This window comes from Acidovorax sp. sif0632, assembly GCF_019218805.1.
Lineage (GTDB): Bacteria > Pseudomonadota > Gammaproteobacteria > Burkholderiales > Burkholderiaceae_C > Acidovorax > Acidovorax facilis.
Genome location: NZ_JAHUWW010000004.1, coordinates 241,316 through 256,156, shown reverse-complemented (window position 1 = coordinate 256,156; position 14,841 = coordinate 241,316). Strand labels below are relative to the sequence as shown.

15 protein-coding genes are annotated in these 14,841 nt (G+C 64.1%); 9 read left to right on the top strand and 6 right to left on the bottom strand.

What is annotated here, in order from left to right; genetic code table 11:
• Positions 1-189 precede the first annotated feature (189 nt).
• Positions 190-900 (top strand): hypothetical protein, encoded by a 711-nt coding sequence (locus KW832_RS14820; RefSeq protein WP_255577762.1) that lies wholly within the window; start codon positions 190-192, stop codon positions 898-900.
• Positions 901-986: 86 nt separating this feature from the next.
• Here the strand turns inward: KW832_RS14820 and KW832_RS14815 are convergent, their stop codons facing one another.
• The 5 genes from KW832_RS14815 to KW832_RS14795 all read right to left on the bottom strand — a co-directional run bounded on the left by KW832_RS14815 (position 987) and on the right by KW832_RS14795 (position 4,809).
• Entirely contained in the window at positions 987-1,493 is a 507-nt protein-coding gene (locus tag KW832_RS14815; protein WP_370633151.1) for a hypothetical protein, read from the bottom strand.
• Positions 1,494-1,699: 206 nt separating this feature from the next.
• Positions 1,700-2,368 (bottom strand): hypothetical protein, encoded by a 669-nt coding sequence (locus tag KW832_RS14810; protein ID WP_218300529.1) that lies wholly within the window; start codon positions 2,366-2,368, stop codon positions 1,700-1,702.
• A gap of 35 nt (positions 2,369-2,403) precedes the next feature.
• Positions 2,404-3,087, bottom strand: a complete 684-nt coding sequence (locus tag KW832_RS14805; RefSeq protein WP_218300528.1) for a CPBP family intramembrane glutamic endopeptidase — start codon at positions 3,085-3,087, stop codon at positions 2,404-2,406.
• 208 nt (positions 3,088-3,295) lie between these two features.
• Complete coding sequence (locus KW832_RS14800) at positions 3,296-3,928, bottom strand: N-acetyltransferase (RefSeq protein WP_055400642.1); 633 nt, start codon at positions 3,926-3,928, stop codon at positions 3,296-3,298.
• 32 nt (positions 3,929-3,960) lie between these two features.
• Positions 3,961-4,809: an IclR family transcriptional regulator gene (locus tag KW832_RS14795; RefSeq protein WP_055400641.1), complete on the bottom strand. Its 849-nt coding sequence runs from the start codon at positions 4,807-4,809 to the stop codon at positions 3,961-3,963.
• A gap of 285 nt (positions 4,810-5,094) precedes the next feature.
• On the opposite strand from KW832_RS14795, the gene KW832_RS14790 reads away from it, so the two are divergent.
• The 8 genes from KW832_RS14790 to KW832_RS14755 all read left to right on the top strand — a co-directional run bounded on the left by KW832_RS14790 (position 5,095) and on the right by KW832_RS14755 (position 13,086).
• Positions 5,095-6,201, top strand: coding sequence for an ABC transporter ATP-binding protein (locus KW832_RS14790; protein ID WP_218300527.1), 1,107 nt, complete (start codon positions 5,095-5,097; stop codon positions 6,199-6,201).
• Positions 6,198-7,070: an ABC transporter permease gene (locus KW832_RS14785; protein WP_218300526.1), complete on the top strand. Its 873-nt coding sequence runs from the start codon at positions 6,198-6,200 to the stop codon at positions 7,068-7,070. Before KW832_RS14790 ends, KW832_RS14785 begins: the two co-directional genes overlap by 4 nt.
• A gap of 4 nt (positions 7,071-7,074) precedes the next feature.
• On the top strand, positions 7,075-7,869 hold the full coding sequence (locus tag KW832_RS14780) for an ABC transporter permease (RefSeq protein WP_218300525.1): 795 nt from the start codon (positions 7,075-7,077) through the stop codon (positions 7,867-7,869).
• A 15-nt stretch (positions 7,870-7,884) separates the two neighbouring features.
• The gene (locus KW832_RS14775) at positions 7,885-8,181 is read left to right on the top strand and encodes a (2Fe-2S)-binding protein (protein ID WP_121422813.1); all 297 of its coding nucleotides are present in this window, start codon (positions 7,885-7,887) and stop codon (positions 8,179-8,181) included.
• Positions 8,178-9,578 (top strand): NAD(P)/FAD-dependent oxidoreductase, encoded by a 1,401-nt coding sequence (locus tag KW832_RS14770; protein ID WP_218300524.1) that lies wholly within the window; start codon positions 8,178-8,180, stop codon positions 9,576-9,578. The genes KW832_RS14775 and KW832_RS14770 overlap by 4 nt, the downstream gene beginning before the upstream one ends.
• On the top strand, positions 9,575-10,732 hold the full coding sequence (locus tag KW832_RS14765) for an FAD-binding oxidoreductase (RefSeq protein ID WP_121420802.1): 1,158 nt from the start codon (positions 9,575-9,577) through the stop codon (positions 10,730-10,732). The genes KW832_RS14770 and KW832_RS14765 overlap by 4 nt, the downstream gene beginning before the upstream one ends.
• A 50-nt stretch (positions 10,733-10,782) precedes the next feature.
• Positions 10,783-11,853 carry an ABC transporter substrate-binding protein gene (locus KW832_RS14760; RefSeq protein WP_218300523.1) on the top strand — a complete coding sequence of 357 codons (1,071 nt, stop codon included), beginning with the start codon at positions 10,783-10,785 and terminating at the stop codon, positions 11,851-11,853.
• A 180-nt stretch (positions 11,854-12,033) separates the two neighbouring features.
• Positions 12,034-13,086 (top strand): c-type cytochrome, encoded by a 1,053-nt coding sequence (locus tag KW832_RS14755; RefSeq protein WP_121505719.1) that lies wholly within the window; start codon positions 12,034-12,036, stop codon positions 13,084-13,086.
• Between the two features lie 434 nt (positions 13,087-13,520).
• On the opposite strand, the gene KW832_RS14750 is transcribed toward KW832_RS14755, so the two are convergent.
• Complete coding sequence (locus tag KW832_RS14750) at positions 13,521-14,840, bottom strand: tol-pal system YbgF family protein (RefSeq protein WP_218300522.1); 1,320 nt, start codon at positions 14,838-14,840, stop codon at positions 13,521-13,523.
• Position 14,841 lies beyond the last annotated feature (1 nt).

Sequence of the window (14,841 nt, the reverse complement as noted above, 5' to 3'; positions counted from 1 at the left end):
GAGAGACCGGGGCATATCGCCAAGAGGATGAGGCGGCAATCAAAATGGCCTGTAGCGCCATATTGCAAAGCGGCCACAGCTCATCAAAATTGGCACAAAACACCTGATGATCCATGCCCGGACCGGGAGCTCGCTCGGCTGCTATCGGCCAGAAGTGGAAGTTGGCAAGACGGTGCTAACGTCATATTCATGCTTGAAGACTATTTCTCCCTGCAATTGAAATTTGCCACGCACTACGCAGCGAAAGCGGCAGTGCCTCTCGACGTCGCCATCGACCGTTGTACCAACTTGCGACGCAGGCTGAATCTGTGGGGGGACACTGGCGCAAGTAGGTGGAAACTCTTTCTGAACAGGGTAAAAAGCGCGGTCGATAACCGTGCCGAGCAAGTCGCTTTATGTGCCGAGTTCCAACAATCTCTTTCCTACATCGAAGTCAAACGGTCGTTCGGCTGTTTTTCTTACGATCCGCCCGATGCATACGGTACCTTGCGCATCCACTTCGTTGCGCCAGATGGAATCAATTCCAGTCCGCTTGCTATTGAGAATTCCAGCGCAAGGAGGGCCGATTTACAAGAACTGATATTGCATGTTCAGCGCACGGAGCCACGCGCTACAACCGTGCGCGGCGTTTCTTGGCTCTACAACCTGCAGGCATACAAGCGACTCTTTCCAACGGCCTATAGCGCTTCAGTTCAGTCCGCACGGTTTCCCTTGCACTTGAACGGGAGTTCGACCTGGGGCCAAGTGCTGAACTGGCGGCAGGAGGTGAAACCGGATGTGCGAGATCAATTGTTAGTTCGCCTCAATGACATGGAGGTCGCAACTCCTTGGTTGGTCTTTCCGCTCCAAGCTTTGGTCGCTACCAGCCAGATTGAGGTGTTTTATGACCAGTTCACATGAAGGTTGTCAAATGTCGGACATGGGCCCGAAGCCGAAGTAGGCCTGATTGACCTGATTGCCGGAAAGCGGTCGAATGAAGAGACTGGTCAAGGTGAGACTGGGACGCCGTCCTCGTAGCGAAACCAGTAAGCTTGTTTATTGAAGTCAATGACTTCGATGAACTTGGGATGAAGGACAAAGCCTTCTGAAAAAATGTCGGCTCCTGACTGGCGCCAGAGAATTTCTCCGACCTCTGACAGTCGGGCAATTTCCAATTCCCCATGCGAAATGAGGGCAGTGTTGTTCTCATCAAAGTAGATGCCGAAGCAAGTCGCCAAGTCCACCTTAACCGACCAAATTAACTTGGCAGATTCGAGACTCAAGCACGCAATGCTGTCTCCCACAGCTAAATACAAGAGTCCGTCCTTGAAGACAGCCGAGTGCTGATGTACTCCGCTTGCGCCACCACCGTTTGAAATCACTGCGACTGGCTCATCATCCAGCAAGACGCCATGAACCGAAGTGGGCTGCGCCCCACCCGCGAGCTGCACTTCAAGCGGGTAACACCGGACGTTGTCAGTCGAGCCGAAGGAATAAGTCGGTTCGTTGACCACGTGAATGATGCCTGCTGGACTAGATAGATGCATCGTTGAAAGAGTCTAATTCTTGCGCGATCCCGGGTAGTTGTCGGGTGCGTCGCATGACGTGCCTGAAAGCGGTCGTTCGTGACGGACCGCTCCTAGCCGAATTCTGCCCTACGGTGAAGTGCGCCAGCGGGCACGAGGCAGTGCCCTATATCGAATTCGTTCTAACCAAACCCTCACAAATGCCTCAGCAGATACCCCAGTCCGGTATTCGCCACCAGTCCCATCAACACCAGCCCTCCAGCCACCACCGCTGCACGACCCGCGCCTAACCCCGCCCGCTCGCGCACCCAGTGCCACTCGGCGACAAAAAACCAAAGCAGGGACAACAGTGCAAGCCCCACTCCGAATGCAGAGAGCAGCACACCCGACAGTGCGAACGTGGTGCTGATCGACATGACCATTGCGAACGGTGCCACCAGGTAGCACTGTTCGTAAAACGGGTTGCGCAGGTTGACGCGGTGGATGGGCTGGCGGCTGTGGCACATGTACCAGACGGCGCCTGCCAGAGACCAGATTCCAAACGCCATGGTGCGGTACAGCAGCAGATTTTGCTCGGACTTGAGCAGTGCGGCCGCGAGCGTTCCCATCTCTTGCGCCGCTTGTTTGCGCAGGGCCAGGTCGAACACATGGGACACCAGCACGCACAGGATGAGCAGCAGCGGCGGGCTGATGGCGTCGCCGTAGCGGTCGTCGCCTTCGCGGGTTTGCTCGGCCTGCACGTAGGCCACCATCTGTCGCGGGCGCAGCACGATGCGCACCAGGGTTTTGGGCAGCAGGATCAGCCAGATCAGTGCCTCGTACACAAAGTCTTCAAATGACTTGAGGATCTTGAGAAAGTCCACAGGAGCTCCTTGCGGCGGTGGGCAGGGTCAATGGGTCAGGCAATGGTGCGGGTAGAGGCCAGCACAAAGGCCATGATCGTCCAGTCGTTGGCAATGTGGGCGATGGTGCTGGCCCACAGGTTGCGGGTGTAGATGAAGACTGCCGTCAGCGCCAGACGAGCGGCTCCTATAACGAGCAAGGCCTGGCCCAGATGCCATTGGTAGGTGGGCAGGTGCAGTGCGCCAAACACCAGCGCCGTAACCATCCATGCCAAGGCCACGGCCCAACGGGCGGGCATGCCAGCGCGGTGCAGCAAGGCCACGGTGGCCAGCAGTGGCAGGATGGTGACCAGCTCTTCGCCCAGCAGCTGCACGGCAACCAGTGCGAACCGCCCAGCCAGCTGCGCTGGGGACAAGCCCGCAACAGCATCGATGCTTGCGTTGGCACTGAGGTGAGACATGCCCAAACCATATGCAGCCACTAGCGCGGGCAAGCCGATCACCAGCGGCACAGCGGCCAGCCCCAGCGCCACATCGCGCCAGCGGGGACGCCTGAACAGCGCCCTCCATGCCGGGCCCACCGCCAATCGCAGGCCCGCCCACTGAACGCCCACAAACAGCAGCGCGGCCAAAGCGCCACCCCACTGGTCGGGCAACCAGCGCGGCACCGCCAGCAACAGGACGAAGGCGATTGCGCTGGCGGCCCACAGCATCACGCTGCTGCGAGTGCTCAATGGCACGGGGTTGCCAAAGCTGAATGGCAGACCGGATTCGATCGGCGACTGTGAATGAGGAAGTGGGTGGGGAGGCGACGTTGATGCGGATGGTGTGCGTTGCAAGGCAGCCTCCGTGGGTGTGCAGCAAGCATGCAGGCAAAGGCAAGACGGCAAAAGCGTTTTCGGGCGTTAGGTTACCTGGGCTTGGCAACAGCGGCGCCGTGAACGCTGGCTACCTGCCAAGCACGGCGGCACCGCGCACCAGCAGCCAATAGGTGCTGCCGGTGATTGGCTCCACACATTCCACCGACCGCGTGAAACCCAGGCGGCTATAAAACGGCACGCTCAAGGGGTTGAAGGTTTCCAGGAAACACGATGCACCGGCCTGGTCGGCCTTGGCCAAGGTGGGTGCCAGTAGCCGCTGCGCCAACCCGTGGCCACGCGCGGCGGTGTGCACACCCAGTATCGACAGGTACCACGCGCTGTGCAGATCGGCAGGCACCTGCGCTTCCATGGCGGCGCAAATGCGCTGGTAGTGGTCAAACCCGAGCGGACCCAGCAACTGGCGCAAGCTGCGGGTGCGCTGGGCGCTGTATTGCGCCTTGTCTGCGGCTGGCGCGTGGGGTGTGATCCACAGTGCGGCGCCGTGGGGGTCGGCCACCTGCACGTCGCCCACGGCGCGGGCTTCGTCCATGGCCAGCGCGCAGTAGTGGGCCAGCACCTGCAGGCGGCGAACAGTGTTGGCCGCATGGTCGATGGTGACGGCTTGGTAGAACGGATCGTTGAACAATGCCTCGGCCAGTGCTGCGCAAGCGTGCGGGTGGGCGTGCAGCGACGGCGAATTCGGTTGCGTTGTGGCGGACATGGGGTGTGGGCCTGCGTGTCGTGTCTAACTCTTCAATCCTGCTCTGCGGGTTGAATGGCGTGGTCGTTGCGCACGCTCGACAGGCTTTGCGCGGGCCGCCGCAGGGTGGCATCAAATGGATTGATCTTGGGCCCAATGGCTGCTGCCTCGCGCTTGAGCAACTCCACCACCGTCGGCAGCCGGTCATCGTTCAATCGTGCAGAGATGGTGCCCACGCTCAGCGCCGCCACTGCACGGCCCTCACGGTCCAGGATAGGCACAGCCACACCAGCCATGCCTTCGAGCAAGCCGGTGTTGCGGCCGGCGTAGCCCAGCTGGCGCACGCGCTCGATCTCGGTGCGCAGATAGACCTCGTCAAACACGCCGTACTCGCGCACGCGGGAGAGGTTGAAGCGGATGACCTCTTCGCGCTCGGCCTCGGGCAAGAAGGCCAGGATGGCCAGCGCACCCTGCCCCACGCCCAGGGCCACGCGGCCGCCGATGTCGCCGGTAAAGGACCGGATGGGGAACGGGCCTTCGCTGCGGTCCAGGCACACGGCATCGAACCCGCTGCGCACCAAGAGAAAGATGCTGTCGCCCAGGCTGGCGCACAGGCGCAGCAGCGCGGGGCGGCACAGGCTGCGCAGGTCGCCGGGGTTGCCCGCTTTGGCGGCCAGGGCGAAGAAGTCCATGCTCAGGCGGTAGAGCTTGCTGCGCTCGTCCTGCTCGACCATGCCCTCTGCCACCAGCGATTGCAGCAAACGGTGCGTGGTGCCTTGCGTCAGGCCCACGGCACGCGCCAATTGGGTGACTCGCCCGCCCTCGGCCTGCACGGCCGACAGGGCCCGGATGACGGCAAACACCCGGGGTACGCCGCCGGTGGCGGTGGATGCGGCTTCCATACCTCGCTCCTGTGGAATTCGTTGATCAAACTGAAGGCATTATATTTCATTGAACGGAATAAATTCAATAAAAATTCTGTTTAATGGAATACCCGAAGCATTCTGGTTTGTTTATTGCAATAGATTCAATTGAATCGAGCGGCTGTTCCAGCCTTTGTGCGGCACTTGCACCACCCCGGTGCAAGCACACCGAAGGCCCGCAGCCCATCCATGCAACTCCACAGCAGGTGGCACGCACGGCCCCCAGGCAAACCGTGCGATGCCACCACCGGAAAGGCTTTCGCCATGTCGTTTCTCAAGCTCACGGATGTGACCAAGTTCTATGGCAGCACCTGCGCGGTGCAGTCCATGAACCTCACGGTGCAAAAGGGTGAATTTGTGTCGCTGCTGGGCCCGTCGGGCTGCGGCAAGACGACCACGCTGCAGATGGTGGCGGGGTTCGAGGCGGTGACCAGCGGGCGCATCGAGCTCGATGGCAAGGACATCACCCACGCCAAGGCCAACACGCGCGGGCTGGGCATTGTGTTCCAGAGCTATGCGCTGTTCCCGCACATGACGGTGGCGGCCAACGTGAGCTTTGGGCTGGAGATGCGCAAGGTGCCCAAGGCCGAACGCGCCGAGCGCGTGGCCCAGGCGCTGGCGCTGGTGCACCTGGAAAAGCATGCCACGCGCTACCCGCGCGAGCTGTCGGGCGGCCAGCGCCAGCGGGTGGCACTGGCACGTGCGCTGGTGATCGAGCCGCCCGTGCTGCTGCTGGACGAGCCCCTGTCCAACCTCGACGCCAAGCTGCGTGAGGAGATGCAGTTTGAGCTGCGGCAGATTCAGCGCAAGGTGGGCACCACCACCATCATGGTCACGCACGACCAGAGCGAGGCCATGTCCATCAGCGACCGCGTGGTGGTGATGGAGGCCGGCCGCGCCACGCAGATCGACCACCCGCATCGCGTGTACGAGCACCCGCGCACGCGCTTCATCTCCACCTTTGTGGGCAAGGCCAACCTGCTGCCCGGCCAGGTAACGCATGCCAATGGCACGCACACGCAGGTGAAGGTGGGCGCCCTCACGATGGAGGTGGACGGTGCCCGCTACCGCCCCGGCGCCGCCGTGCTGCTGAGCGTGCGACCTGAAAAAGTGCAACTGGTGCCCGCCGTGCAGGGACGGATGGATGGTCAGGTGTGCGAGCGGTTCTTCCTGGGCAGCCAGTGGCTGTACCGTGTGGGCACCCCCGTGGGCGACCTGATGGTGCTGGTGCCCAACGACGGCCGCGCTGCGCTGGCCGAGGGCGAGCGCACGGGCGTGGACTGGCCCGACCACTGCATGCGCCTGCTGCCCGCCGATGAAACCGCCATGGCCGAGCTGGAGGCCGAAGACGCCGCCGAGGTGGCGCCATGAGCCTGGCCACCACCTTGCTGCACAAAAAGGCCGCGCCCTGGTGGCTGTCGGGCCCGGCGCTGCTGCTGTTCACAGTGCTGCTGCTGGTGCCGCTGGCACTCACGGCCGTGCTGTCGTTCAACGCGTTCGACCCGGCCACGGGGGTGAAGGCGGGCGAGTTCACGCTGGAGCACTACGCCCATGTGTTCACCGATTCTTACTACCACGCCATCTTCTGGCGCACGTTCTGGATTGCGGGGCTGGTCACGCTGATCTGCGTGCTGATTGGCGCGCCCGAGGCCTACATACTGAGCCGCATGGGCAACCCCTGGCGCTCCATCTTGCTGCTGGTGGTGCTGGCACCGCTGCTGGTATCCGTGGTGGTACGGGCCTTTGGCTGGAGCATGCTGCTGGGGCCTGAGGGACTGGTGAATGGGCTGTTCGGGCTACTTGGATTTGGCCCCGTGAAGATGCTTTACACCGAGATCGCCGTGGTGATTGCGCTGGTGCATGTGATGCTGCCCTTCATGGTGATCCCCGTGTGGACCTCGCTGCAGAAGCTAGACCCCGGTGTGGAAAACGCGGCACTGTCTCTGCAGGCCTCGCCCTTCACCACGCTGCGGCGCATTGTGTTGCCGCAGGTGCTGCCTGGCATCCTATCCGGCAGCCTCATCGTATTCGGCCTGGCGGCCAGCTCGTTTGCCATCCCCGGCCTGCTGGGCGGGCGGCGGCTGAAGATGGTGGCCACGGTGGTGTACGACGAGTACCTGCACGAGCTGAACTGGCCCCTGGGCGCAGCGATTGCGCTGACGCTGCTGGTGGCCAACCTCGTGGTCATGCTGAGCTACAACCGCTTGGTTGAAGGCCGCTACAAGAAAGCGTTGGGCTGAAACTATGCAGAAGAACGGACCTTTAGCCCTTGCGTTCAACGCGCTGGTCATCACCTTCATGCTCGCCCCCTTGCTGGTGGTGTGCATCGTGGCGTTCACGCCGCACAACACGCTGACGCTGCCCACCACTGAGTTCTCGCTGCGCTGGTTCAAGGCAGTGTTCGCGCATTCGGACTTTGTGCAGTCGTTCTGGAACAGCCTGTGGCTGGCGCTGGCATCGGCCACGCTGGCCACGGTGCTGGCCGTGCCGGCGGGCATTGCCATCACACGCTACGAGTTTGCGGGGCGCGGCTTTCTCAACGGCCTGTTCCTGTCGCCGCTGATCATTCCGCACCTGGTGCTGGGTGTGGCCCTGCTGCGCCTGTTTGCGCTGCTGGGGGGCACGGGCAGCTTTGGCTGGCTGGTGTTTGCGCATGCGCTCATCGTTACGCCCTACACGCTGCGGCTGGTGGTGGCTGCGCTGGTGGGGTTTGACCGCAGTGCCGAGCATGCAGCCCTGTCGCTGGGCGCCAGCCAGGCCACGGTGTTCACGCGCATCACGCTGCCGATGATCCTGCCCGGCGTGACGGGCGGGTGGATGCTGGCCTTCATCAACAGCTTTGACGAAGTGACGATGTCGATCTTTGTCACCTCGCCCAGCACGGTGACGCTGCCGGTGCGCATGTACATGTACGCCACCGAATCCATCGACCCACTGATGGCTGCGGTGTCGGCACTGATGGTGGCCCTGACGGCCTGCGCGATGGTGATTCTCGACCGGGTGTACGGCTTGGACCGAGTCCTGGTCGGTCGGAAATAAATGAGTACCGCAACCATGGTTTCCAGCCAACCTCTGCTCCATCGCGTGGCCGAAAAAGACCGGGCCTCCGTGCCCTTCATGCTCGATGGCGAACCCGCCGCTGCGCTCGAAGGCGACACGGTGCTGACCGCCATCCTCACCCACCGCGCCCAACTGCGCCGCAACGAGTTCAGCCACGAGCCGCGCGCAGGCTTTTGCCTGATGGGCGCGTGCCAGGACTGCTGGGTGATGACGGCTACCGGCGAACGCCTACGGTCTTGCGCCACCTTCATCCAGGCGGGCATGCAGCTGACCACCGGAGGGGCCGCATGACCGCCCCCGCCTTACAACCCGTGATCGTGGGCGCTGGCCCTGCGGGCATTCGCGCTGCGAAAACGCTGGTTGCGCATGGCGTGCGTCCTGTTGTGATTGACGAATCCTCGCGCGGCGGCGGGCAGATCTACCGCCGCCAGCCCCCCCACTTTGCCCGCAGCCCGCAAACGCTGTACGGCACCGAAGCATCACGCGCCACGGCATTGCACAGCACGCTGGATGGCTTGGCCGCCCACATCGACTACCAACCCAACAGCCTGGTGTGGAACGCCCAGGGCGGCCAGCTCGATGTGCTGCACGGCCCCACACAGACCACGCGCACGGTGCCCTACGGCCAACTCATCGTGGCCAGCGGCGCCACCGACCGCGTGCTGCCCATGCCGGGCTGGACGCTGCCCGGCGTGTACACGCTGGGCGGCGCGCAAGTGGCGCTCAAGTTCCAGGGCTGCACCATCGGCCGCAACGTGGTGCTGATGGGCACCGGGCCGCTGCTGTACCTGGTGGCGTACCAATATGCCAAGGCAGGCGCCAAGGCGGGCGTGAAGGTGGCTGCAGTGCTAGACACCGCCCGATTTGCCGACCAGCTGGCCGCCATGCCCGGCATGCTCACCCAGCCTGCCGTGCTGGCCAAAGGGATGTACTACGTGGGCTGGCTGCGCGCGCATGGCGTAGCGGTGCACACCGGCGTGCGGCCTTTGCGCGTGGAGGGCGAAACACGGGTGAATGCCGTGGTGTGGACTGACGGCCAGACCGAACACACCGCGCCCTGCGATGCCGTGGGCTTTGGCTATGCGCTGCGGTCCGAAATCCAACTGGCCGACCTGCTGGGCTGCCGCTTTGCCTGGGCCCCCATGCACCGCGCCCACCTGCCTGAACGCGACGCAGCAGGCCGCACCAGCGTTGCCGGTGTGTACCTGGCGGGCGATGGCGCGGGCATCATGGGCGCCGATGCGGCCGAGTGGGCGGGCGAGCGCGCTGCGCTGGCGCTGCTGGCAGACCATGGCGTGAAGGTCGATGCGGTACGCACTACTGAGCTGGAACGCAAGCTGATGAAGCTGATGCCGTTTCGGCAAGGGCTGGAGCGCGCCTTTCCCTTCCCCAGCGACTGGGCCGCCCACGCACCCGATGCGCTGGTGGTGTGCCGCTGCGAGAACATCACGGCCGGCGAGCTGCGCGCATGTGCCCGCGATGCGGGAGCCGATGAGATGAACCGCCTCAAGGCCCTGACCCGCGTGGGCATGGGCCGCTGCCAAGGCCGCATGTGCGGTGTGGCCGCTGCAGAAATTCTGGCCCACGCCACAGGCAAGCCGATTGACACGGTAGGACGGCTGCGCGGACAGGCGCCGATCAAGCCGATTCCCATCCACCTGCAACCCCAGGCGGAGGCCCGCGCATGACCGCCACCCCAACGATCGACACCGACGTTGCCATTGTGGGCGGCGGCATCATGGGCGCATCGACCGCGCTGGCACTGCGCCGCAAAGGCGTGGCCGTGGTGCTGCTGGAACGTGACCTGTGCGGCTCGCGCTCCAGTGGCGTGAACTATGGCGGCGTGCGCCGTCAGGGCCGCCCGGTGAGCCAGCTGCCGCTGGCGCAGCGCGCTCACGAGGTGTGGGCCGACCTGCCCGCGCTGATTGGCACCGATGGCGAATACCAGCGCAGCGGGCACTTCAAGATTGGCCGCAGCGAGGCGGACATGGCTGCACTGGAGGCCTATGCAGCAATGAGCCGCGACTTTGACTTGGGGCTACAGCTCATCTCCGGCACCACACTGCGCGAGCGCTGCCCCTGGCTGGGCGGGCGCGCTGTGGGGGGATCACTCTGCCCGGATGACGGCCAGGCCAACCCGCGCCTGGTGTCGCCCGCGTTTGCACTGGCGGCCAAGCGCGCGGGCGCGCAGATTCTGGAGCGCACTCCAATGACCTCGGTGGAGCACGACGGGCAGCTGTTCACCGTGCGCTCGGGCACCACCGTGGCGGTGCGTGCACCCGTGCTCATCAATTGCGCAGGAGCCTGGGCCGGTGCGCTGGCCGCGCAGTTTGGCGAGGCCGTGCCCATTCACTCCGGCCACCCCGCCATGGCGGTGACCGAGCCCCTGCCCTTCTTCATGCACTGGAGCCTGGGTGTGGAAGGCGGCGGCATCTACTGCCGACAGGTAGCGCGTGGCAACCTCGTGCTGGGCGGCGGCGCAGGTGTGGCGCTGGATGCCGACCGCGCCCGCTCCGAGCGCAGCGCCATCGCTACCTTGGCAGTGCAGGCCGTAGAGCTGTTGCCCGCCCTCAAGAATGCGCATTTCATTCGCACCTGGAGCGGCACCGAAGGCTATCTGCCTGACCGCCAGCCGGTGCTGGGCAAGAGCCACACCACGCCCGGCCTGATCCATGGCTTTGGCTTTGCGGGTGCGGGCTTTCAGATCGGCCCCGGTGTGGGCGAGGTGCTGGCAGAGCTGGCACGCGATGGCCGCAGCACCACGCCGATTGATGCCTTTGCGATTGAGCGATTTCTCCCAACGACGGTGGCTGACGTGGCCAGCACTGCCGCTGCCCACTGACCCCGTTTGCCACCGAAAAAACTCCCCTCCCCACCAGAAAGGAAACCACCATGACCTTCTCCCCCCGCTTTGCCAGCCGCACCCGCCGCGCCCTTGTGGCGGCCGCTGCACTGGCCACCGTGGCCGCCACAGGCACTGCCACCGCGCAGACCAAAACGCTGTACATCGGCATGAACGGCGGCACCATGGAGAAGGCGTACACGCAGTACGTGTTCCCGGCGTTTGAAAAGCTGCATGGTGTGAAAGTGGTGGTGGTGCCCGGCACGTCCTCGGACATCCTGGCGAAGGCCCAGGCCAACAAGGACAAGCCCCAGATGCACGTGATGTTTCTGGACGACGGCATCATGGTGCGCGCCATGGGCATGGGCCTGTGCGAAAAGCAAAAGCCCAACCCGCATCTGAACGACATCTACCCCGCCGCGCGCTTCAAGGACGACCTGGCCAGCGGAGTCAGCGTGGGCATGACGGGCATCGCCTACAACACCAAGATGTTTGCCGAAAAGGGCTGGGCCGCACCCACCTCGTGGATGGACTTTGCCGACCCCAAGTACAAGGGCAAGGTAGTGTTCCAGTCCATGCCGTCGTCTTCGTTCGGGCTGCACGGCTTCTTGATGTTCAACCGCATCCAGGGCGGCAACGACAAGAACGTGGAACCCGGCTTTGCCAACTGGGCCAAGACCATCGGCCCGAACGTGCTGGAGTACATCCCGAGCTCGGCCAAGATTTCGGAGATGGTGCAAACGGGCGAGGCTGCGATCTTCCCGCTCACGCCCACGGCCGTGGCTGCGCTCAAATCCAAGGGCATTCCGGTGGAATACGCCCAGCCCAAGGAAGGCTCGGTGGTGCTGATGACAGGCCAGTGCGTGATCGCCAAGAACAGCGAGCCCGAGCTGGCGCAAAAACTGGCCGAATTTCTGCTGAGCCCCCTGGCCCAGGCCAATGTGCTGCAGTTTGGCGCGCAGATCCCCACCAACCCCAAAGCCCCGGCCGTGGGTGAAGGCGCCGAGCAGGTGGCCAAGATCAACCAGTGGATGAAAAACGCCGTGACCCTGGACTGGGACAGCGTCAACGCCAACCGCCCAGCCTGGAACACGCGCTGGAACAAGACCATCGAGCGCTGAGCAACGGGGCCGTTGACGCGCGCCGCACCACACTGGCGGCGCGTTTGTGACAAATGTCACCGGCTGCGCCACGCCCTGCGGCAGGAGGGTGTCACAAACCGCTTCTTCGAATCCAGAATCCGGCGCCTGAACACGCTGATTCGTTCAGTTGCCATTCATTCGAAGAAGAGGGATACCACCATGAAACGCTGGATCAAATGGACCGCAGGCGGCGCGCTGCTGCTGGGCGTGGTCGTTGTGGCCACAGCCACCAGCGGCCTGTACCTGGCCGAGCAAAAGCGCAACCGCTACATCGACATCAAGCCGCGCCCCGTGGCCTACACCACCGACGCGCAGACCATTGAGCGCGGGCGGTACCTGTATGCGTCGCGCGGCTGCACCGACTGCCACGGCGCGCAAGGCACGGGCCGCGAGTTTGTGAACGATGGCAAGGGCACGCGCATCGTGGGCCCCAACATCACCCCCGCTGGCGTGGTGGCCCGCTACCAGCCCGAAGACTGGAACAGCGTGATCCGCCACGGCGTCAAGCCCAATGGCCGCCCGCTGCTGGTGATGCCGAGCGAGGACTACAACCGTTTTACCAACGACGACCTGAATGCCCTGGTGTCCTACGTGCGCCAGTTCAAGCCGCAGGAGGGCACGCAGGCCGTGGTGGAACTGCCCCGCCCTGCCTGGGTGCTGTACGGCCTGGGCGCGATCCCCGACGCAGCCGCGCGCATCGACCACCAGCTGGCGCCATCGCGCCCCGTGCCTGCGGGTGTGACGGTGGCCAACGGCCAGTATGTGGCCAACATGTGCATCGGCTGCCACGGCGCAGACCTGTCGGGCGGCAAGATCCCGGGCGGCCCGCCGGACTGGCCCGCCGCTGCCGACATCCGCCCCGGCGCCAACAGCGCCATGGCCCGCTACCCCAATGCCGCCAGCTTTGTGGCGATGCTGCGCACTGGCAAGCGGCCGGATGGCACACCGATCCAGGTGATGCCGTTTGAGTCGCTGGGGCAGTTGAGCGACGTGGATGCGAAGGCGCTGTATCTGTTCTTGACAGCCCCTGGTGCCCTTGCCAAGGCGGGGGGCGCCGGGGCGGGCGTGGGCCATGCACCGGCGAGTGGGGAGGTGGGGCTGAACGATGGAGTTGCGGACGCGCATCTGGTGCGGGTGGAGCAGCCAAAGGGGCCGCAGCATCGGCCGTCGAACGTGCCTTCGGTGTCTTCGGGGTTGCGGATGCCGGGGTGATGTTTGGTTTTTGATGTTTTAGGCCGCTAGCGCTTATTCATCAAGCGCTAGCAGCTACTATTTTTGTAGTAGACATGGGGTTTTTGCCCCACCCGCTCGGGCAGAACTTGCCGAAGCCTGGGCTGGTTTGCTGGCTTGCTGGTGTGTGAGGCATGCCTGTTCAGAGAAGAGGCCCGGCCGGTTCATGGAACACTCGGCAATCACTATCAATACCATAGCAGCTCGCGCTTTATGGATAAGCGCCAGGGCGCAGAAATCCCCAAAACCCCTTAAGGATGACCTGCATAACTCCCTGCGGTCTGTGATAGCGCGGTCTCGGGCGGGCCACTGCGTTGCTTTTCTTGCCAATAGCGCGGCTATTGGCAAGAAAAGACGCCTTGTGCCCCATCCCGATCCGCACTACCACCGCCTCGCGAGGGTTATGCAGGTCATCCTTAACCCCCCGCAGCCCCCTGCGGCACATGGTTGCGCAGCAGCCACCGCGTTTCCCGCGTGGCCTCGGTGTCCGGGTGGCGGGACTCCAGCGTGGCCAGCACGCGCAGGGCCATGTCGGCGCGGTTCATGCCTTGCAGCAGCACGCGGGCCACCAGTTCATAGGCGGCGGGCACGCTGTCGTGGTTCTTGAAGCGGCGGTCAAAGCCCTGCAGCAGGGCCAGCGCGTCTTTGGCGTTGTTGGCATTCCAGGCGGCTTTGGCCAGGTTGAGGGTGGCGTTGGCGTCCTGCAGCGCAAACTGGGCGTCCTTGGCCCGGCAGGTTTGAAAGACCTTGAGCGCTTCGCCGCCCTGGCCCGAGCGCAGCAGCAGCGGGATGTAGCGCTGGGCATGGTCCAGCAGGGTGGCGGTCTTGCCTTCGGCCAGCGTCAGCACACGGTGGTAGCGGCGCTGTGCGGGCACTTCGTCGCTGCGGGTGCGCTGGTCTTCGTAGGCTACGCCCAGGGCGCCGACCATGTCGCCCGCGGTGATCAGCGCGGCCACGTGTGCGTCGGTGGCGTCTTGCTCGATCTGGCGGGGGCTGCGGCGGTCCACAGGGGTGCCGTCGTCGTCCAGGCCCGCGCCGGGCAGCAGGTCAATGCCAAAGGCTGCATGGTTCTGGTACATCGCGTAGCCCAGCAGGCTGGCCATGACCCAGCTGAAATAGATCAGCAGCCAGTTGACGATGGGCAGCAGGATCCAGCCCTTGAAGATGGGCACCAGCATGCCCAGCGCAATGAAGGTGCCCTGGCTCAGCAGGAAGAGGAACAGGCACAGCAGCAGGTAGGGCCAGCCAATGGTGCGCACGGCGTTCCAGGCGTTGGCGGGGTTCAGGGTTTCGGTAAAGCTGCAGGTCTGCACCAGCACGATCTGCGTGGCGGGCAGCAGGAAACACATGGCCAGCCAGGCCAGCGTGCCCAGCACGGGGTTCAGGCGCTGCAGCCAGCCCACGGCCATGGCTTGCACGATCAGGATGGCGAACAGCTTCCAAGGAAGGTTCTTCCAGTCCGGGTCCAGCTCGGAAGGGTAGTCTGCGGCCTTGTAGATGCCGCGCGAGCCCAGGGCCGTGACTTTGAATCCGTAGCGCGATGCGGCCAGCAGGATGCCGATCTCCACGATCAGGATGCCCAGGGCGTCGGGCACAAAGAAGATCAGCTTGAACAGCAAGCTGGAGAGCGCCAGCAGCACGCTGTACATCAGCGGCTTGGGTTGCAGCGGAAACGCGAAAAAGGTGTTGATCTGGTGCCAGAACGGGCGGGGCGTCTTTGCGGTTTCGCGCTGCATG